Genomic DNA, 19794 nt, shown 5'->3' with positions numbered 1-19794 from the left:
CCTTACGCTCGCACTCTACGCATGCCGCGTGCCCGTGTCCTTGAGCCGCGCTGAAACGTTCTGAAGCGCGGCAGGCACCCCGCCCGTCCGCCGTCAGCCGTCGCGCGCCGGCAGCTCCGCCTCGGCCGCATCGAAGCCGAGCGCGTGCACTTCCGACCACGCGTCGTGCACCGCCTGCGTCGATCCGGCGGTATGCGCAAGCGCGGCCGCATACGCGGCGAGCAAGCGCACGCGCGCATCGGCGGCCTCTGCCGTGGTGTCGGCGTCGCGCATCGCATCGAGCGCCACGCGCGCCCGTTCGCGGCATTCGTCGACGAGCGACAGGTCGAACAGGCAAGGCACCGCGACCGCCGCGAGCGCGACGCCGAGCGCCGCATCGCCGTTCGCCGAGAATGCCCAGTCGAGCGCGGCACGCAGGTTGCCGAGCTCACGCCGCACCGCCTCGAGCCGCGTGGAGCCGCCTTGATCGCCGCCCCGCGCGCCACCGCCATGCGCCGCTTGCCGGAACAACTCGAGGAAATAGCCAGCGTGCGCACGCGCGGCCGCCGCGCCGTCGCCGTGCGCGTCGAGCTGCTGCTGCGCGTACGCGCGCGTGGTCGTCAGCAACCGGTAGCGCGGCGCGCCGTGGGCGGTCTCGAGGATCAGCAGCGATTTCGACACGAGGCCCGCGATCGTATCGAGCAGGTCGGCACCGGCCAGCCCGTTCGTGCCGACCACCGCGCGCACGGCCTCGATCGAGAAACCGTCGCGGAACACGCCGAGCCATCGCAACAGCAGGCGCTCGGCATCGCCCAGCAGCCGGTCGCTCCAGTCGTACATCGCCTGCAATGTCTGATGGCGCGGGAGCGCGGTGCGGAAACCGCCCGTCAGCAGCCGGAAATGATCGTCGAGATGGGCGGCCAGCACGTCGATGCCGAGCACGGCGGCACGCGCCGCGGCCAGTTCGATCGCGAGCGGCAGACCGTCGAGCCGGCGGCAGACCGACGCCATCAGCGACAGGCTGCGCGCATCGAGCGGAAAACGCGGATCGGCCGCGCGGGCGCGCGCCGCGAACAACTGCACGGCGCTCGCGCGCATCGCATCGTGTTCGGCCGCGCCTTCGTCCGGCACGTCGAGCGGCAACACCGGGCACACGCGCTCGCCGTGGATGCGCAGCGATTCCCGGCTCGTCGCGAGCACGCACAGCCCGTCGTCCGCATCGGTCAGCGCGCTCGCGATCCGCGCCGCGGCATCGAGCAGGTGTTCGCAATTGTCGAGCACTAGCAGCATCCGGCGGCGTGCGACCGCGGCGAGCACCGCTTCGAGGGTCAGCGCGCCGGTCGGCTGCGCGATGCCGAACGCGCCCGCGAGCGCATCCGGCACGAAGCGCGGGCACGCGACCGTCGCGAGCGACACGAACACGGTGCCCTCGGGAAAACGCGCGTCCGCGCGCGCGGCCGCTTCGATCGCGATGCGCGTCTTGCCGATGCCGCCCGCGCCGACCAGCGTCACGATGCGGGCGTCCTGCAACGCGGCCAGCACCTCGCCGACCATGCGTTCGCGGCCGAACAGCGCGCCGGGCGCGGCGGACGGCCGCGACATCGCGGGGCGCACGGGCGCGCCGCCGTCGTCATGTTGCTCGATGACGAGCCGGTAGCCGCGGCCCGGCACCGTCACGATCAGGTTCCGGTCGTCGGCCAACGCCTTGCGCAGCGACGCGATGTGCACCTGCAGGTTGTTTTCTTCCACCACGGTGTGCGGCCACACGCGCTGCATGATTTCGTCTTTCGATACCAGTGCGCCGTTCGCCCGAATCAACAGCTCGAGAATCTCGAATGCGCGGCTACCGATGCGCAACAGCTTGCCGTTCGAACGAATTTCACGTCTGTCGAGAAAAACGTGAAGTGTTCCAATTCGGATCATCGCAATTTCTTGATGGTGACATTCAACGGCGCACGGTTTAAACCGCGCGCCGGTTTCGCGTCAATGCTACGGTATTTACGTAGCAGAATGATTCAAATTATCAGAATGAAGCGATCGAATTTTTTGAAATGACGAAAAACGCCGTGACGATGTGCGGCACGCGCGTGGCCATCTGCACTGCAATGCGGCAGGCTCGGCACGGCAGCGCACGATTCATGTGCGAATGGCCGATTCGTTTGTAAATGTGATTTCCATATATCAGACGATATGATTGCCGGTTCTGAAAAATTCGGCGTATTTTTCTTTTGATTCGGCCGGTCGATCGAATCAGCGCGGGCTCCGCATGTTGCGCCGGTCGAGCATCGCTCCGCACCGATAGCGGAACGAGTCCCGCTTCGAGCAGCCGTGCGATCGGGCCGGTGCAAACAGCGGCCCTTCGTCGCGGTATCGGCGAGCGTGTCGCGGTCACTCCCGTTCCGCGGCTGGCGGCTTCACGATGTATCGCGCCGGTCGCTACCGGCGCAGCGCTGCGCTGCCGGCGTCATGGCCGGGACTGTCGCGCGGCGAACGCGTCGAGCGCCGACGCCAGAATCATCTCGCGGCAGTTCGCCGGCCGTTTCGCGCCGCGCCACTGGGGCTTGTAGATGGCATCGCCGACCCGGATCGGCCCGCCGGTGAGCGCGCACCGCCCGAGCCCGCGCGCCTTCGCGCTGATCCAGCGCTGCTCGTCGTAGCGGCAGTGCGTCGGGTCGCTCCACGACACCAGCATCGACGAATCGGTCTGCCGCTCGGCGGTGACGATCGCGCTGCGGCGGCGTATGTCGCCGCTCGACGGCGTCGGCGCGTCGCCGCGATGGCCGCGGCGCGGGCCGTCCGCCTGTCGCGCGCGCGGCATCGGCATCGATCGGACGCCCGCCAGGGAAGGCGGCCCGAGCGACGTGATCATGTGCTCCCAGCGATTGAAGGCATCCATGGCGGCATATCCAGGCGAGTGACGGGCGGTGCGGGCGGTCGGATCCGTGCGCGCGGCGCGAACGGTGCGCGGATGATCCGATGTCGACGATAGTCGCCGCGCGCTGAAGAGTCCCGGTCGCGCGCTTAATTTTTCTGCAGCCCGGCGAATTTCCGTCCGCGACGCGGCGCGTTCAAGAAAATTCAGCCTGATTTCAGTACGGCGCGCGGCGCGCCGCGATACGCTCCCGACGGCTTTCGTTCGTCCACGCGGCACGAACCGACGTGCGACGACGCAAGCGGACCGGCTGCCGGCGGGATGGCCGCGGCCGGTCGTCACCGATCCACCATCCCGCGCGGCATCGTTGCGCCGCATATTTCAGGAGTCCAGATGCACCCCGAACAGACCGACGCCGTTTCGTCGGCGCGCCGCCGCGACATGCTGCTTGCCGGCGCGACGGCCGTCGCGGCCGCCGCGCTGCCCGCGATCGCGGCCGCGGCCGGCACCCCCGCCCGCAGCGCCGCTTCAGCCCACCCAGGAGCCCATTCGATGAACACGATCACCACCCAGGACGGCACGCAGATCTACTTCAAGGACTGGGGCACCGGCCGCCCGGTCGTGTTCTCGCACGGCTGGCCGCTGTGTGCGGACGCGTGGGACGCGCAGATGCTGTTCCTCGTGCAGCACGGCTATCGCGTGATCGCGCACGACCGCCGTGGCCACGGCCGGTCGAGCCAGCCGTCGCGCGGCAACGACATGAACACGTACGCGGACGATCTGGCCGCCCTGCTCGACGCACTGGACGTGCGCGAAGCCACGCTCGTCGGCCACTCGACGGGCGGCGGCGAAGTGGCGCGCTACATCGGCCGCCACGGCACGAAGCGCGTGTCGAAGGCCGTGCTGATCGGCGCGGTGCCGCCGCAGATGGTGAAGTCGCCGACCAATCCCGGCGGCCTGCCGATGGACGTATTCGACGGCATCCGCAAGAACGTCGCCGAGAACCGTTCGCAGTTCTACAAGGATCTCGCGGTGCCGTTCTTCGGGTTCAACCGCCCGAACGCCAAGCCGTCGCAGGGCACGATCGACGCGTTCTGGTCGCAGGGCATGATGGGCGGCATTCACGGCCAGTATCTGTGCGTGAAGGAGTTTTCCGAAGTCGACTACACGGACGATCTCAAGAAGATCGACGTGCCGACGCTCGTGCTGCACGGCGATGACGACCAGATCGTGCCGATCGACGATTCGGCCCGGCTGTCGTCGAAGATCGTCAAGCACGCGCAGTTGAAGGTGATCGAAGGCGGCTCGCACGGCATGTGCGTCGTGAACGCCGATCGCATCAACGCCGAGTTGCTCGCGTTCCTGCAGGCGTAAGCGCATCGTCTGCCGTCGCGGCGCGCATGCCGCTTCGGCAGACGTGCCGTTCAGGAATTTTCAGAACAATTCATCCGCGCCGCGCTCACTGCGCCCGCACCGGCCTCAACATGAGGCCGATCAGCGCACCGGCGAGCGCGCACACCATCGCCACGCGGAAATTGTCGGCCAGCGCGAGCGTGGTCGCCTGCACGCGCACCGCCCGATCGACGAGCGCGTACGTGGCCTGGTTGCCGGTCGCGACCGTGGCGCCGTGCGTCACCAGCGAGGTTGCACCGGCGCGCAGCCGCTCGAGCGTCTCGGGATCCGACAGCGACACATGCAGACCGACGAGATTCGAATGGGTACCCTCCCTGATCCGCTGAATCACCGCGATCGACGTCGTGCCGAGCTGCCCGCTCAGCAGGCGCGTCGTCTGCACGACCGCGCCGAACGTCAACGCATGTTCGGCCGTCACGTGCTTGCCGAAGAAGAAGATCACCGACGTCAGCGCCATCGTCTGCCCGAGCGCCTGCAGCAGTTGCGACGGAATGAAGTCGGGTTCGGCCCACGCGGACGTGAGGCGCGCGCCGAGCGAGAAGGCGATCGCCACCGTCACGAAGCCGGCCACGATCGACCGGCGCGGATCGACGCGCCGCAGCAGCAGCGCGACGCACGGCGCGAACAGCAACTGCGGGATCGCGATCCAGCGCAGCGTATCGCCGATCTGCAACGGCCGCAGCCCGTAGGTGCTGGCGAGGAACAGCGACGGGATGAAGCTCGTATTGAGCACGGTGAAGCGCACGAGGCCGACGAGCACGATCAGCAGCGCGATGTTCGGCCGCGCGAGATAGCCGAGATCGAGGCCCGCGCGCGGCGACGCGAGCTCATGAATCAGGAACGCGGCGACCATCAGGGTGCCGAGCGCGAGCAGCACGACGATCAGCGGCGACTGCAGCCAGAACAGCCGTTCGCCCTGGTCGAGCGCGACGCACAGGCACGCGAAGCCGCCGGCGCCGAGCAGCATCCCCCGCGCATCGAGGCCGGACGCGAAGCGCTTGACCGGCTCGTCCGCCAGCGACAGCAGCAGGCACGCGATGAACGGCACCGTCAGCACCGCGTTCTGCCAGAACAGCCAGCGCCAGCTCAGGTGTTCGCTGTACCAGCCCTCGAGCGTCGCCGACAGGTTCAGCGACATCTCGAGATTCATCGCATACGCGGCGATGCCGAACGCAATGAGGCGCGGCGGCAGCGTCCGGACGACGAAGCCGACCGTCAGCGGGACGAACACGCCGGACGCGAGCCCCGCGATCGCCTGGAACACGACGAACGCGCCGAACTGCGTGCAGAGCGGCAGCACGGTTTCGGCGCCGAGAAACACGACCGCGCCCGCGACCAGCACGCGGCGCGTGCCGAACATGAATGCCGCGGCGATCGCCAGCGGCCCGACGAACATCTGCGACGCGGTAAACGCGGTGTTGATCCACGCGCCTTCGTCGAAGCCGACGCCGAGCGCGCCGCGCACGTCGGCGAGCCCGAGCGACGTGATGCGCGAGGTCAGCGTCGCGATGACCGCGCCGAGCAATACGGCCGCGATCGCGGCGATCGAGCGGAACGTCGGTATGTCGGTATGTCGGAGGCCGCCGCCGGCGCGGCACGACCGGTCGCAAACGTGGTGTTCATCGTCAGGCGGCTCCCCGCTGTCAAGCTGGCGCAAGCATAACGCGATGCGTCGAACCGTGTCCGTACGATGGAGTTTGCCGACCATGACCTCGTCTTCCGCCGATACGCCGGCCGCTTCGGCGCCGCCGCCCGCCGCGCCCGTTCGCTCGCGCCGGCCCGCCATCGCGGCGATCGCGACGCTCGCGCTGCTGCTCGTCGCATTGCTCGTGTACGAGTTCGACGCGCGCGATCGCGGCACCGACGACGCATACGTGACCGGCCACCTGCACGTGATCTCGCCGCGCGTCGCCGGCACCGTCGAACGCGTGCTCGTCGACGACAACCAGTTCGTGCACGCGGGCGACGCGCTCGTGCAGATCGACCGGCGCGATTTCGACGTGCGGGTCGCCGCGCAGCGCGCACGCGTCGCCCAGGCACATGCCGATGCGAGCCGCGCACACGCGCTGATCGAACAGGCGGACGCGGCGCTCGTGTCCGCACACGCCGATGCGGAAAAGGCCGAACTCGATTACGCGCGTGCACGCGAACTCACCCGCGAGACGCCGCGCGGCCTGTCTAAGCAGGAGTTCGATGCGGCCGATGCCGCGCGCAAGTCGGCCCGCGCGCGCGTCGCGGCGGCCGATGCGCAACGGCGCAGCGCCGTCGCCGCCGCCGAGGCAGCCGATGCCGCGGCGAGCCAGAACGATGCCGAATTGCGCGACGCGCTGCTGCAGCTCGGCTACACGGCGGTCGTCGCGCCGTCGGACGGCTACGTCGGCAAGAAGACCGTCGAGACCGGCGAGCACGTCGCGCCCGGCCAGGCGCTGCTCACGCTGGTCGAGCCGCACCCCTGGATCGTCGCGAATTTCCGCGAGACGCAGCTTCGGCGCGTGCGCGCCGGCGATGCCGTGCAATTGCACTTCGATGCGCTGCCGCAGCGTGCGTTCACCGGCCGCATCGACAGCCTGTCGCCCGCGACGGGCGCCCAGTTCGCATTGCTGCCGCCCGACAATGCGACCGGCAATTTCACGAAGGTCACGCAGCGCGTGCCCGTGAAGATCCTGCTCGACGGCCCGGCCGCGACGGAGCCGCGCATCCGGCCCGGGCTGTCGGTCGTCGTCACGCTGCAACCCGGCGGCGAATCGCGATGAAGCGCGCCGCCGCCGTACTCGCCGCCAGCCTGCTCGCCGCGTGCTCGATCGCGCCGCAGCCGCTCGCGCCCGTGCCGGTCGGACACGACGGGTTCCGCCATGCCGATCCGTCGACCAATACGTCGACCGATACGTCGCCCGCTACGCGCACGCCGTCGCTCGCCGCGTGGCCCGCGTGGTTCGGCGATCCGCAACTCGGCACCCTCGTCGACGCCGCGCTCGCGCACAACCTCGATATCCGCGCGGCGGCCGCACGCGTCGACCAGGCGCAGGCGCTGCTCGGCGTGCGCGATGCCGCACTCGCGCCGACCGTGCGCGTCGATCCGTCGTTCAGCCGCACGCGCGTATCCGGTACGGTCGACAACGCGCTGCCGAAGCGCACGATGCACAACTGGTCGGTTCCCATCGCCGCGAGCTACGAAGTCGATCTATGGGGCCGCTTGCGCGGCGATGCCGACATCGGCGAACAGAACGTGCTGCAGGCGGCGGCCGACCGCGATGCGGTGCGTCTGCGGGTGGCGACCGAAGTGGCCGGCGACTACCTGACGCTGCGTTACGTCGACGACGATCTCGAGACGCTCACGCGTGCGATCGGGCTGCGGCGCACCGCGCTCGACGTGATCGCCGCCCGCGTGCGGGCCGGCGCGGCGAGCGATCTCGACGGGCTGCGCGCGTCGGCCGATCTCGATACCGCGCACGCCGATCTCGCGGAGAGCCGCCGGCTGCGCGAGAACCTCGTCGACGCCATCGCGGTGCTGACCGGCGTGTCGCCGACCGCGTTCGACGTCGACGCGCGCCCCGTGCCCGTGCAAGTGCCCGACGTGCCGGCCGGGCTGCCGTCCGCGCTGCTCGCCCAACGCCCGGACGTATTCGCGGCGGCACGGCGCGCCGATGCGGCGTCGCTCGCACTGGGCATCGCGCGCACCGCGTGGCTGCCGACACTGACGCTGACCGCCGACGGTGGCTTCGCCACCCGCGATCTACGCACGTTTCTCGACCGCAACAGCTCGCTGTGGAGTCTCGGCGCGAACGTCGCGCTGACACTGTTCGACGGCGGCAAGCGCGACGCCACGGTGGCCGCCGCGCGTGCCGGCATGGACGCAGCCGACGCGAACTATCGCGCCACCGCGATCGGCGCGCTGCGCGACGTACAGGACGCGCTCAACGATATCGCCGCGCAGAAGGCGCGGATCGCGCGCTACGACAACGCGGTACGCGCGACGGACGCCGCCGCACGGCTGTCACTGAGCCGCTATGCGCATGGCTACGTCAGCTATCTCGAAGTCATCGATGCGGATCGCGATGCATTGAATGCGCGGCGCCAGTCGATTCACAGCCGGCAGGCGCTAGCCGTCGCGACGGTGAGTCTCGTGCGCGCGTTGGGCGGCGGCTGGACACCGCCGGAGCGCTCGGGTCGAACCGGGTGGCGCGAAGCATGGCGTGCCGGCGCGTTCAGAACGTTTCAGCCCCCCTTCAGGAAATGAAGCGGGCGCCTCAGTAGACTGACTGCATGAGCGACCGCGCAGGCGAGCCTGCGCACCTTTTCGACCTCCGGAGTGACAACGTGGCCCCTGTTGCCCATCACCGCCGCGCGGCAATGCGCTCGCGGCCGCACCGGCCGACGCACCACGTGCCGCACGTGCGTCGCGCCGCACCACTTCGCCTGGAGCGCGCATGAAGCACAAACGACTCTGGATCGGCGCGGCCGGCATCGCGATCGCGGCCTGCGCCGTCGCGATCGGCATCATGGTGCGGCCGTCGATCGCGCCGATCGATCCGCCCGCCCCCGCTTCGTTCGATCCGCAGCTGGTGCGCGCCGGCGCGCGCGTCGTCGCGCTGGGCGACTGCGTCGTGTGCCATACCGCGAAGGACGGCAAGCCGTTCGCCGGCGGCCTGCCGCTCGCGACGCCGTTCGGCACGATCTATGCGACCAACATCACGCCGGATCCGGAAACCGGCATCGGCCGCTGGTCGCGCGACGCGTTCGCCCGTGCGCTGCGCACCGGCATCGGGCGCAACGGCCAGCCGCTGTACCCGGCGTTTCCGTACATCCATTTCACGAAGATGTCGGACGACGACATCGCCGCCGCGTATGCGTACCTGATGACGCGTGAGCCGGTACATGCGACGGCGCCCGCCAACGACCTGATATTTCCGCTGAACTTCCGGCCGCTGGTCGCATTCTGGAACGTGCTGTTCCTGCGCGAAGGCGCGTATCGACCCGACCCTGCGCAGTCCGCGCAATGGAACCGCGGCAGGATGCTCGTCGACGGGCTCGGCCATTGCGCGTCGTGCCATTCGCCGCTGAACGCGATCGGCGGCGAGCAAAGCGGCCGTGCGTTCGACGGCGGCATCGTCGACGGCTGGGAAGCGCCGCCGCTCAATACGCTCGGCCAGGCCGTGCGGCCGTGGACGCAGGCGCAGCTCGTCACGTACCTGCGCACCGGCCGCGCGAGCGAGCACGGCGCGGCGGCCGGGCCGATGTTGCCGGTCACGCGCGATCTCGCGACGGTGCCGGTGGAAGACGTCGAAGCGATCGCCGCGTACCTCCTGTCGATCCAGAAGCCGGCGAACGGGCATGCAACCACGGCCGCCGCACCGGCCGAACGTGCCGCGACGACACCCGCCGCGCAGCGCGGCGCGGTGCTGTTCCAGGCATCGTGCGCGCAGTGCCACGGGCCGGCCGCGCCGATGCAGTCGATCGGTGAGCGGCCGACGCTCGCGTTCAGCACGGCCGTGAACGCCGATACGCCGCGCAATGCGATCCAGATGATGTTCAACGGCATCGGCTGGCACGGCGAGGACACATTGAACTACATGCCGTCGTTCATCGACCAGTACGACGACGCGCAGATCGCCGATCTCGCCGCGTACGTGCGCGCGACCTACACCGATCGCCCCGCATGGTCCGGCGTCGACGCGATGGCCGCGACGCTCAGAAAAGAGGACACCGCCCGATGATTACCCTCACCGTCAACGGCGTGCGGCACACGCTGGACATCGATCCGTCCACGCCGCTGCTGTATGCGCTGCGCAACGACCTGCACCTGCATGGCGCGAAGTTCGGCTGCGGCCTCGGCCAATGCGGCGCCTGCACGGTGATCGTCGACGGCAAGCCGACGTTCTCGTGCCTGATGCCGGTGGCCGCGGTCGGCGCGCGCAGCGTGCGCACCATCGAGAGCCTCGGCACCGCCGAGCATCCGGGCCCGCTGCAGCGCGCGTTCGTCGAGCATCAGGCCGCGCAGTGCGGCTACTGCATCGCGGGGATGATCATGCGCGCGCAGGCCCTGCTCGAGCGCAACCCGAAGCCGACCGAACAGGAACTGCGTACGCACATGGAGCCGAACCTGTGCCGCTGCGGCACGCATATGCGGATCCTCGCGGCCGTGCGCTCGGTCGCCGGGCTGCCGCCCCCGGAACCCGCCTCCGCCCCCGTTACGATCAGCAAGGGACTCTAATGAATGCTCACGACGACATCGACGAAGGCCGCCGGCATTTCATCGTCTCCGGCGCGCTGTTCGTCGCGTTCAGTCTCGCGCCCGCGTCGCGTGCGGCCGCGCAGTTGGTGATCGCCGACGAAGGCGCCGCCGTGCACGTGGCGAAAGCCACGCAGGTACTCGCCGGCAGCCTGAAGACCAATCCGCTGCTCGACGCGTGGATCAAGATCGCGCCGGACGGCAAGGTCACCGTATTCACCGGCAAGGTCGAGCTCGGCACCGGCGTGCGCACCGCGCTGCTGCAGGTGGCTGCCGAGGAGCTCGACATGAAGCCGTCGCTGATCACGTTCCTGACGGCCGACACCGGCGCCTCGCCCGACGAAGGGTTGACTGCCGGCAGCCACACGATGGCCGACAGCGGTTCCGCGCTGCTGAACGCGGCCGCGCAAGTGCGTGCGCTGCTGGTGGAAGGCGCGGCGAAGCGCTTCGGCGTCGACGCGCGCACGCTGACGACCGCCGACGCAGTCATCCAGGCGCCCGACGGCCGCACGATGACCTACGGCGACGCGATCCGCACCGTCGACCTGCATCGCAACGCCGCGCCCACTTCGCCGCTGAAGAGCCCGGCGACGTTCACGGTGATCGGCACGTCGCTGCCGCGCGTCGACATCCCGAACAAGGTGACGGGCGGCGTCAGCTACGTGCAGGACATGCAGTTGCCCGGCATGCTGCATGCCCGTGTCGTGATGCCGCCGGTGTACGAAGCGAAGCTGCTGTCGTTCGACGAAGCGGCGATCCTGAAGCTGCCGGGCGTCGTGCGGATCGTGCGCAACGGCAGCATGCTCGCGGTGGTTGCGCACGGCGAATGGCAGGCGGTGGTCGCGCAACGCGCGCTGGCCGCCGCGTGCCGCTGGTCGCCTGGCCGCACGCTGCCCGATCGCGCCACCGTGCACGCCGACCTGAAGCGGATCTCGACGCAGCGCATCGAGATCGCCAACACGCACACGGCCACCGCGCCGGCCGTGAAAACGCTGAACGCGACGTTCCTGAAGAACTACCTGCTGCACGGCTCGATCGGGCCGTCGTGTGCGGTCGCGCACCTCGATAACGGGACGATGACGGTGTGGACCCATTCGCAAGGCGTCTACCCGCTTCGTGACGCGCTGGCCGAGATGCTGTCGATGCCGAAGGCGAGCGTGCGCTGCATTCACACCGAAGGATCGGGCTGCTACGGACACAACGGGGCCGACGACGCCGCCGCGCACGCGGCGCTGATCGCCGCCGCGATGCCGAGCAAGCCGATTCGCGTGCAATGGATGCGCGAACAGGAACACACGTGGGATCACTTCACGCCGGCGATGGTGACGGAGGTCAGCGCATCGCTCGACGCGAGTGGCCATATCGTCGACTGGAACTATGCGTTGTGGAGCAGTTCGCACAACGAGCGGATCGTCAACGCTGGCCGGCTGCTGCCGGCGCGGATGCTGGAGCCGCCGTTCGTACCCGCGCCGTCGACGCCGATGCTGCAACCGGAGGGCGGCGCCGACCGCAACGCGATTCCGCTGTATGCGCTGCCGAACCAGCACATCGTGAACCACTTCTCGCCGACGATGCCGCTGCAGACGTCCGCGATGCGCTCGCTCGGCGCACACACCAACGTGTGGGCGATCGAAAGCTTCATGGACGAACTCGCGCACGCGGCCGGTGTCGATCCGGTCGAATTCCGGCTGCGCCACATGGAAGATCATCGCGCGCTTCAGGTGATCAAGCTCGCCGCGAAGCACTTCGGCTGGCCGCGGCCGCCGCGTGCGCGCAACCGCGGCGTCGGCTTCGCGTTCGGCAAGTACAAGAACCTGATGGCGTACGTCGCGATCGCGGTCGAGGTGTCGATCGTGCCGGAAACCGGCCAGGTGACGCTCGAGCACGCGGAAGCCGCCGTCGACGCGGGGCAGGTCGTGTCGCCGGACGGGATCCGCAACCAGATCGAGGGCGGCATCGTGCAGGCCGCGAGCTGGACGCTGTACGAGGCGCTGAAGTACGACACCGAACGGATTCGCAGCTTCGACTGGAGCAGCTACCCGATCCTGCGCTTCTCGGCCGCACCGCAAAGCGTGAAGGTCCACCTGATCAATCGCCCGGGCGCGCCGTTCCTCGGTGCGGCCGAGGCGTCGATGGGGCCGACCGCCGGCGCGCTGGCCAACGCGATCTTCGACGCGACCGGCCGGCGCATGCGCGAAATGCCGTTCGCCGGCGACGCGCTGAGACGACGCATCGACGCATAGCAATTCGGTCGCGCCCGCTACGCGCGGCCGACACACCCGACAAGACGGACGGCGCCGGCATGCAACGGCGCCGCGCCCCGACAGAACTGGAGCCCTCCCGACGATGGATACCTTGCTTTCGATGCGCGTGTTCACGCGCATCGTCGAAACCGGCAGCTTCACGCGCGCATCCGACACGACCGGCCTCACGACGCCGCGCGTGTCCGCGCTGCTCAGCGCGCTCGAACAGCACCTCGGCTGCCGGCTGCTGAACCGCACGACGCGCCGCATCTCGCTGACCGAGGACGGCCAGGCGTACTACGAACGTTCCGTCGCGGTGCTGCGCGAAATCGACGACATGGAGGCGTCGGTCTCGCAGGCGCGCAACGTGCCGCGCGGCCGGTTGAAGGTGAACCTGCCGCCGGCGATGGCCAAGCAGGTCGTGGTGCCCGCGCTGCCCGCGTTCCTCGACGCCCATCCCGGCATCATGATCGAGCTAGGCGTGACCGACCGGCAGATCGATCTCGTCGGCGAAGGCGTCGACTGCGTGGTGCGCATCGGCGCGCTCGACGACTCGGGGATGATCGCGCGGCGCATCGGCAGCCTGACCACCTGCACGTGCGCATCGCCCGCGTACCTGGCACGGTGCGGCGAGCCGGAGACGGTCGACGATCTCGCGCAGCACGTGGCGGTCAGCCACATCTCGGCCGATACCGGGCGCCCCCGTGTGTGGGACTACGTCGTCGACGGCGAGCCGCGCGTCGTGCAGATGTGCGGCACGGTCGCCGTCAACGATGCGGACAACTACATCGAGTGCGGCATCGCGGGCATCGGCCTGATCAAGACGTCGCTGTACCTCGTCGAGCCCTATCTGAAATCGGGACGGCTGCGCGAGGTGCTGACCGATTTCAACGCGCCGGCCCGGCCGATCTCGGTGCTGTATCCGCCCAATCGCCACGTGCCCGTCAAGCTCAAGGTGTTCGTCGACTGGCTCGCGGGCCTGTTCGAGCAGATTCCGACGCTGCAGGGCAAGCGCGGCTGACCGGACGCGGCGCGTCGCGGCACGCGTCGTCGCGCTCCCCTTGCGATACCTGGCTCGCGCGGCCGATTCCCGCGCGGCGCAACGGCGCCGTCACGCGTCGTTCCAGCGCGCCCCCAGCACGCGCCCGCAGAAATTCGGCCGCTGGAAATCCGGATCCGCGCGTTCGAGCACGTCGGCGCTCCACGTGCCGAACGTCGACTGCGGCCGATGCTCGACGCCGCGCGCGACCGCGGCCAGGAAGGTTTCGCGAAATCCGCTGCCGCGCGGGTACGCCGCGAGCAGCGCGGTGCGCTCGTCGGCGGTGTAGCAGTCGAAATCGGTTGCCATCAGATCCGTCGACACGGCGCGTGCCAGCACGCGGGCGAGCGGCGACGCACGCGCGGCCACACCGGGCGTCGTATGCAGCGCGATCGCGTGCCATACGTCGTCGCGCATGCTGCGCGCGCGCCGATGCCGCACCAGCAGCGCGTGCGCGGCATCGGCGCCGTCGAGCTCGTAGCGTTCAGCCGAGCGGCAGTAAGCGGGGCTCAGCCCCATGTTCGCGTACATCGCGGCGACGTACAGCGCATCGGCATCGCACCCTTCGCCCGCACGCCGCGCGGCGAGCGACGCGAACACGAACACGCGCGCGGCATGATCGGCGAGCGCGGCGGGCAACGATGCGCGCGCCGCGTCGGCCGCCTCGACCGCAAGCGTCGTGCGCGGAATGCTGACGCCGGCCACTTCGTCGGCGGTCGACGGTGCGCGTGTGTGCGCAACGTTCATCGTGTCTCCTTCCTGTCCCGTGCACGGGACGAAAAATCGTTCAAGGCCATGCCGTGCGCCGGTCACGGCGGCGCGCGCACCGGTGCATGCCGGCTAGCACGCGTCGCAGCGGCCGCCGGCCGCGCTGGCCGTCGGATAGCGCGGCCGTGCGAAGCGGCGCCCGGGGCCGCGTGCCCGGCACGCATCGGTACCGGGTTCCGTGCACGCGTCGCCACCCGTCGATGCGCGCGGACCGCCGTGTCCGTTCGCTCCGGGCGCAGGCGTGCCGCCGCCCTCGGCGACCGGCGACCATCCGGGGCTGACGGGCGGCGGCGGCGGCGCGAGCGACGCAAATTCCCGTTCCGCGTGCACGACCTTGCCGTCGACGACCGTCAGCACCGACGACAGTTGCGGGATGCGCGCCATGTCGATCGTGAAATAGTCGTCGCTGAGCACCGCGAAGTCCGCGTAACGGCCGGGCACCAGCGCCCCCTTGCGATGCTCGTCGGCGGAGAACCAAGCGCTGCCGATGGTGTAGCGGCGCAGCGCCTCCATCCGGCCGAGCCGGTTGCGCGCCGGATACAGCACGGTGCCGCCGATGCTGCGCCCCGACACCATCCAGTACAGCGCGACGAACGGGTTGTAGCTCCCCGCATCCAGCGCGCCGGAGCCTGCCCCGACCGGCAGCCCGGCCGCGAGCATCGCGCGGATCGGCGGCGCGCGCGTCGCCGCGGCCGCACCGTCGCGCGCGATGAACGCCTCGCCCTGGAACGCCATGCGCGGCTGCACGGTCACGCCGCCGCCCAGCGCCGCCACGCGTGCGATGTTCGCATCCGACATCGTCTCGCACCGGTCGAAACACCAGCGCAGCCCGGCGAACGGCGTATCGCGGTTCACCGCCTCGAACACGTCGAGGAAGCGGCCGATCGACGCGTCGTAGGTCGCCTGCAGCCGGAACGGCCAGCGGTGGCGGACCAGCAGCCGGACGACGGCGGCCAGTTCCGCATCGACCGACGCGGGCAGTTCGGTGCGCGGTTCGAGAAAATTCCCCAGATCGACCGCCGAAAACAGCAGTCGCTCGCCCGCACCGTTCGCGCGCAGGAACGCATCGCCGTCGCCGGGCGAGGTCAGCGCGATCCACTGCGCGAAGTCGTCGATTTCCCGGCCGGCGTGCCGCGCGCCCAGCGCGTACGCGATGCGCGTCGTCAGTTCGCCGCGGCGTGCCAGCGCGATGACCGCCGCGTAATCGTCCGGATACGCCAGGCCGTCGCCGCCGGCGTCGATCACGCTCGTCACGCCGACGCGGTTCAGCGCGCGCATGAACTGCCGCGTGGAGTTGATCCGGTCGGCCGCGCCGAGCACCGGCGCGCGCGCGAGCGCCGCGGCCAGCACGGCCGGATCGGGGCGTGCGAGCAGCAGCCCGGTCGGCCGCCCATGACGGTCGCGCCGCAATTCGCCGCCCGGCGGATCGGGCGTGTCGCGCCCGTAGCCGATCGCGCGCAGCGCGGCCGCATTCAGCCACGCGCTGTCGCCGAGATGCCGGACGAACACCGGCGTATCGGGTGCGATCTCATTCAGCTCGGCCACCGTCGGGCCGCGCTTTTCCGCGAACTGCAGCGCGGTCCAGCCACCGCCCACGCGCACCCAGTGCGGTGCGGGCGTGCGCACGGCCTGCCGATGCAGCAGGTCGAGCGCGGCGGCGAGCGACGGCACGCCGTCCCAGCGCAGCTCGAGGTTGAAGTGCGTGCCGCCGCGGATGGCCTGCAGGTGCGCGTCGACGAGGCCGGGGATCACCGTGCGGCCGTTCAGGTCGATGCAGGTCGTGTCGCCGTGCGCATGACGCAGCACATCGCGATCGTCGCCGGTCGCGACGATGCGCCCGTCCTTCACCGCCAGTGCGCTGACGAACGAGCGCTGCTCGTCCTGGGTCGCAATCTTGCCGTTGAAGACGACGAGGTCCGCCGCACGCGCGGGTTCCGTCGCTCTAAGCACCGTCGGGCCTCCCGTGCGCACGCGCACGCCGCGCCGCGCCGCGCGTGCGGCGCGTCGTCGAACGACGGAACATGGCTGCGTCGCGCGCATCGGCACGCATCCCGCGATCGCGCAGTCGCGCTGTTGCCTGGAACTCGCGCATCGCTATGCGGCCTGCTGCGCCGCGTCGGCGGCGTCGTGGCGCGCAGGCGGGCGGGACGGCGGCGGCATGTCCTGGCGGACGAAATTCTGCACACGCAACAAGCGCCGCACATCATGGGCGCGCGAATGCGGATCGAAGTGCCGCGCAACGCCGGCGACCAGCGTCGACGCGTGCGCGGTGCGCCCGCGCTCGATCAGGTGATCGGCGAGATCCAGCGCGCCGCGCAGCGCCCACATCGCGGCGCCCTGCCCATTCGCGGTCTGGATCGCCATCTGCAGATGACGATGGCCGTCGGCCTCGTACGCGAGCGCGACATCCGGGGCCGCAATCCGTGCCTGTTCGAGCATCGCGATACCCGTCACGCGCAGCAGTTCCGGCACGAACAGATGCTCGCCGTGCGCACGGCAGCGCGCGAGCGTCGCATCGAGCCGCGTGCGCGCCTCGCTTGCGCGGCCGACGCGCACGAGGCCCTCCGCATACGCGACGTTCAACGGGGCGAGCAGCCGCCGGAATCCGCTCGCCTCGACACGCCGCAGCGCGGGTTCGAGCCGCGCGAGGCCCGCGCCGGGATGACCGGCCTGGATGTCGAACTGGCCGGTCAGGCATTCCGCGTGATTGCGCCAGATGTCGAAGCCGTGCGCACTCGCGGTCGCGCGCAGCGTCGCGAGATAGTCGGACGTGATGTCGTGGTCGCCGTAGCGCAGTGCGATCGGCACGGCGGCCGCCCCCAGCACCACGCACAGCGCGAGCGCGGACGGGCCGCGGCGCGCGCACTCGACCGCTTGCGCGGCGATGCGCATCGCATGGTCGGGGTCGCCCTGAATCCACACGAGCCGCGTGAGCATCGTGCGCGCGAGCGTGGTCATGTCGACGCCGAGCGCGGCCTGCGCGCACGGCGGCTCGCCCACCGCGCCGAGTTCGGCCGTCGCCGCTTCGAGCCGCTCGCGCGCCTGCGCGTGCTCGCCGAAGTAGTGCAGCGACGTGGCGACCATCGCGTTGGCCAGAAGCCGCTGCGCGCGGTCGCCGCGCCGCTCGGCCGCGCGCTCGAAGCGGGTCGCGTAACGCAGCGATTCGTGAATGTCCGACAGCGTCAGCATCGTATGCCACTGTCCGACCAGCGCGCGCGCATCGAACGTATCGTCGCCGACCTGGGCGGCCAGACCGAGCGTGCGGTCCCACATCGCGGCCGCGGCCACGACGTCGCCGTCCGTATGCAGCAGTGCCGACGCGCAGGCCGCGCGCAACCGCATCTCGCGCGCGGCATCGACCGGGTCGGCCGCGGCCGTGTCGAAAGCGGCGAGCACCTGGCGCGCCCGCGCCGCGCATTCGTGCATCCGTGACGGCTCCAGCAGCGCGCGCGCCAGGCGTTCCGCTTCGGGCACGGGCGTTGCGTCGGCGGCCAGGACGAGCGCGTCGGTCGATGCATCGGCTGGTGCGTCGTTCGGCACTGCCGTGACCGCATCGGCTGTCACGTCGTTCAGTGCCCCGGTGCCCACCTCCGCTGATGCGTCGTTCGGTGCTTCGGCGCCCCCATCGTTGCGCCGCGCCGCGTCCACGCTCGCCGCCGCGTGCCCGTGCTCGTATCCCTGCCCTTGCTCGCGCTCGTATCGTGCGTGACGCGCCGCGATGCGCTCGAACTCACCCTCGTTGTGCAGTTTTTCCAGCGCATACGCGCGCGTCGACTCGGTCAGCCGGTACCGCGCCGATGCGCCGTGGAACTCGACGGTCACCAGCGACTTGGCGACCAGTTCGCCGAGCACCGCGATCATGTCCGCGGCCGATGTGCCGGGCTCGGTGGCGACCGCGTGCGCGGCATCGAACGTAAACGGCCCGATGAAGCATCCCATCCGGCGGAACAGCGCACGCGCGGCCGGGTCGAGCAGCACGTAGCTCCAGTCGAAGGTCGCCCGCAGCGTCTGATGACGCGGCAGCGCCGAGCGCAGCCCGCCGGTCAGCAGGTTCAGCCGGTCGTCCAGCCGCGACGCGACGACCGCGAGCCCGAGCGTCGCGACGCGCGCCGCGGCCAGTTCGATCGCGAGCGGCAGCCCGTCGAGCCGCCGGCAGATATCGGCGATCAGCCGCATGCCGGCTTCGTCGACCGGACAATCCGGCGCGGCCGTGCGAACCCGTTCCAGGAACAGCTCGACGGCGGAGCAACGCACGATCTCGTCGGTGCGCGCGTCGTCGCCGGGCACCGCGAGCGGGCTCATGCGCAGCACCGCTTCGGCCGAGATATGCAGCGGCTCGCGGCTCGTCACGAGGACGCGCAGCGAGCCGGCGCACGACGTCAGCGTTTCGACGAGGCTCGCGACGAGATCGACGATGTGCTCGGCATTGTCGAACACGAGCAGGTAGCGCGACGCCGCGAATGCGGCGCCGATGTCCACGATGGCGGGCACGCGCTGCGTGTCCAGGCCGAGTTCGGCCGCGACGGCGATCAGCATGTCGGCGCGCGTCCCCGCGCGCGCCAGCTCCACGAACAGCACGCGCTCGCGCGAGCGGCTGCGCACCGCGTGGGCCACGCGTACGGCGAGGCTCGTCTTGCCGATCCCGCCCGCGCCGACGAGCGTGACGACCGGCGTGCGTTCGAGCATCTCGACGATCTGCGCGATTTCGGTGTCGCGTCCGACGAGCGGCGCAGGCAGCAACGACGCGCGGGCATCGGTCGGTACGGCAGCCGGGACGGCGGCCGGCGTGTCGGCCGCGGGCATCGGTTCCGGGCCGGGCGACGCGCACGCGACCAGCAGGTAGCCGCGCCCGGGCACCGTCTTGATCAGATCGCGGCTCGTGCCGAGCGCCTTGCGCAGCGTCGCCACATGCACCTGAAGGCGGTTTTCCTCGACGATCAGGCCTGGCCAGACCGCGTCCATGATGTCGTCTTTCGACACGACCGCCCCGCTCGCGCGGTGCAGGACTTCGAGAATGTCGAGCGCGCGTGCACCGATGCGCAGCGACGCGCCCTGACGGCGAATGTCGCGCTGCTCGAAATCCACCGACAACGTTCCGATCTGGATCATGGCCGCCTCCGGGTCCCTCAGGATGACCGCCCGGTGAACGCGGCAGTCCACCCGGCAGGATGTCCGGCCCCGGCGCACCGTGGCGCCGGCCGGACACTGTTGAATTACGGGCCGAGTGTAGACGGGCGCGCGACGAAAATCT

Annotated in this window: 13 protein-coding genes; 7 read left to right on the top strand and 6 right to left on the bottom strand. The window is 70.3% G+C overall.

From position 1 onward, the window contains the following. Positions 1-93: 93 nt before the first annotated feature. Positions 94-1902, bottom strand: a complete 1809-nt coding sequence (locus tag LGM56_RS18905) for a winged helix-turn-helix domain-containing protein (RefSeq protein WP_226206348.1) — start codon at positions 1900-1902, stop codon at positions 94-96. A gap of 541 nt (positions 1903-2443) precedes the next feature. Continuing rightward, entirely contained in the window at positions 2444-2875 is a 432-nt protein-coding gene (locus LGM56_RS18900; RefSeq protein WP_089498555.1) for a DUF3331 domain-containing protein, read from the bottom strand. Between the two features lie 369 nt (positions 2876-3244). Between LGM56_RS18900 and LGM56_RS18895 the strand changes: the two genes are divergently transcribed. Further along, a complete protein-coding gene (locus LGM56_RS18895) occupies positions 3245-4225 on the top strand; it encodes an alpha/beta fold hydrolase (RefSeq protein ID WP_089498554.1) in 981 nt (326 codons plus the stop codon). 85 nt (positions 4226-4310) lie between these two features. On the opposite strand, the gene LGM56_RS18890 is transcribed toward LGM56_RS18895, so the two are convergent. After that, positions 4311-5921, bottom strand: a complete 1611-nt coding sequence (locus tag LGM56_RS18890; RefSeq protein ID WP_226206347.1) for an MFS transporter — start codon at positions 5919-5921, stop codon at positions 4311-4313. Positions 5922-5970: 49 nt separating this feature from the next. Here LGM56_RS18890 and LGM56_RS18885 point away from each other — a divergent pair, with 49 nt between their 5' ends. The 6 genes from LGM56_RS18885 to LGM56_RS18860 all read left to right on the top strand — a co-directional run bounded on the left by LGM56_RS18885 (position 5971) and on the right by LGM56_RS18860 (position 13757). Next, positions 5971-7017, top strand: coding sequence for an HlyD family secretion protein (locus tag LGM56_RS18885; protein ID WP_226206345.1), 1047 nt, complete (start codon positions 5971-5973; stop codon positions 7015-7017). Next, positions 7014-8501: an efflux transporter outer membrane subunit gene (locus LGM56_RS18880; RefSeq protein WP_226206343.1), complete on the top strand. Its 1488-nt coding sequence runs from the start codon at positions 7014-7016 to the stop codon at positions 8499-8501. Before LGM56_RS18885 ends, LGM56_RS18880 begins: the two co-directional genes overlap by 4 nt. Positions 8502-8691: 190 nt before the next feature. Then, complete coding sequence (locus LGM56_RS18875; protein WP_226206341.1) at positions 8692-9978, top strand: c-type cytochrome; 1287 nt, start codon at positions 8692-8694, stop codon at positions 9976-9978. After that, positions 9975-10475: a (2Fe-2S)-binding protein gene (locus tag LGM56_RS18870; RefSeq protein ID WP_039362674.1), complete on the top strand. Its 501-nt coding sequence runs from the start codon at positions 9975-9977 to the stop codon at positions 10473-10475. Before LGM56_RS18875 ends, LGM56_RS18870 begins: the two co-directional genes overlap by 4 nt. Next, positions 10475-12736 (top strand): xanthine dehydrogenase family protein molybdopterin-binding subunit, encoded by a 2262-nt coding sequence (locus LGM56_RS18865; protein ID WP_226206339.1) that lies wholly within the window; start codon positions 10475-10477, stop codon positions 12734-12736. The genes LGM56_RS18870 and LGM56_RS18865 overlap by 1 nt, the downstream gene beginning before the upstream one ends. A gap of 103 nt (positions 12737-12839) precedes the next feature. Beyond that, positions 12840-13757, top strand: coding sequence for a LysR family transcriptional regulator (locus tag LGM56_RS18860; RefSeq protein WP_089444081.1), 918 nt, complete (start codon positions 12840-12842; stop codon positions 13755-13757). Positions 13758-13847: 90 nt separating this feature from the next. Here the strand turns inward: LGM56_RS18860 and LGM56_RS18855 are convergent, their stop codons facing one another. The 3 genes from LGM56_RS18855 to LGM56_RS18845 form a co-directional block, all read right to left on the bottom strand. Next, positions 13848-14522, bottom strand: coding sequence for a phosphohydrolase (locus LGM56_RS18855; protein ID WP_226206337.1), 675 nt, complete (start codon positions 14520-14522; stop codon positions 13848-13850). A 93-nt stretch (positions 14523-14615) separates the two neighbouring features. Continuing rightward, positions 14616-16493: an amidohydrolase gene (locus tag LGM56_RS18850; protein ID WP_226206335.1), complete on the bottom strand. Its 1878-nt coding sequence runs from the start codon at positions 16491-16493 to the stop codon at positions 14616-14618. A gap of 144 nt (positions 16494-16637) precedes the next feature. After that, the gene (locus LGM56_RS18845; RefSeq protein ID WP_226206334.1) at positions 16638-19652 is read right to left on the bottom strand and encodes an ATP-binding protein; all 3015 of its coding nucleotides are present in this window, start codon (positions 19650-19652) and stop codon (positions 16638-16640) included. Between the last annotated feature and the right edge of the window lie 142 nt (positions 19653-19794).

It is taken from the genome of Burkholderia sp. AU38729 (assembly GCF_020419725.1).
Classification (GTDB): Bacteria; Pseudomonadota; Gammaproteobacteria; order Burkholderiales; family Burkholderiaceae; genus Burkholderia.
Note: the sequence above shows the minus strand (reverse complement) of the source record. Positions and strands in the feature narration are given on the sequence as shown.

What these genes read in the sequence shown, in the direction of transcription:
- LGM56_RS18900 (WP_089498555.1), bottom strand. Translation starts at nt 2,875, where the DNA reads ATGGATGCCTTCAATCGCTGGGAGCACATGATCACGTCGCTCGGGCCG.
- LGM56_RS18880 (WP_226206343.1), top strand. Translation starts at nt 7,014, where the DNA reads ATGAAGCGCGCCGCCGCCGTACTCGCCGCCAGCCTGCTCGCCGCGTGC.
- LGM56_RS18845 (WP_226206334.1), bottom strand. Translation starts at nt 19,652, where the DNA reads ATGATCCAGATCGGAACGTTGTCGGTGGATTTCGAGCAGCGCGACATT.
- LGM56_RS18905 (WP_226206348.1), bottom strand. Translation starts at nt 1,902, where the DNA reads ATGATCCGAATTGGAACACTTCACGTTTTTCTCGACAGACGTGAAATT.
- LGM56_RS18875 (WP_226206341.1), top strand. Translation starts at nt 8,692, where the DNA reads ATGAAGCACAAACGACTCTGGATCGGCGCGGCCGGCATCGCGATCGCG.
- LGM56_RS18855 (WP_226206337.1), bottom strand. Translation starts at nt 14,522, where the DNA reads ATGAACGTTGCGCACACACGCGCACCGTCGACCGCCGACGAAGTGGCC.
- LGM56_RS18870 (WP_039362674.1), top strand. Translation starts at nt 9,975, where the DNA reads ATGATTACCCTCACCGTCAACGGCGTGCGGCACACGCTGGACATCGAT.
- LGM56_RS18885 (WP_226206345.1), top strand. Translation starts at nt 5,971, where the DNA reads ATGACCTCGTCTTCCGCCGATACGCCGGCCGCTTCGGCGCCGCCGCCC.
- LGM56_RS18865 (WP_226206339.1), top strand. Translation starts at nt 10,475, where the DNA reads ATGAATGCTCACGACGACATCGACGAAGGCCGCCGGCATTTCATCGTC.
- LGM56_RS18860 (WP_089444081.1), top strand. Translation starts at nt 12,840, where the DNA reads ATGGATACCTTGCTTTCGATGCGCGTGTTCACGCGCATCGTCGAAACC.
- LGM56_RS18895 (WP_089498554.1), top strand. Translation starts at nt 3,245, where the DNA reads ATGCACCCCGAACAGACCGACGCCGTTTCGTCGGCGCGCCGCCGCGAC.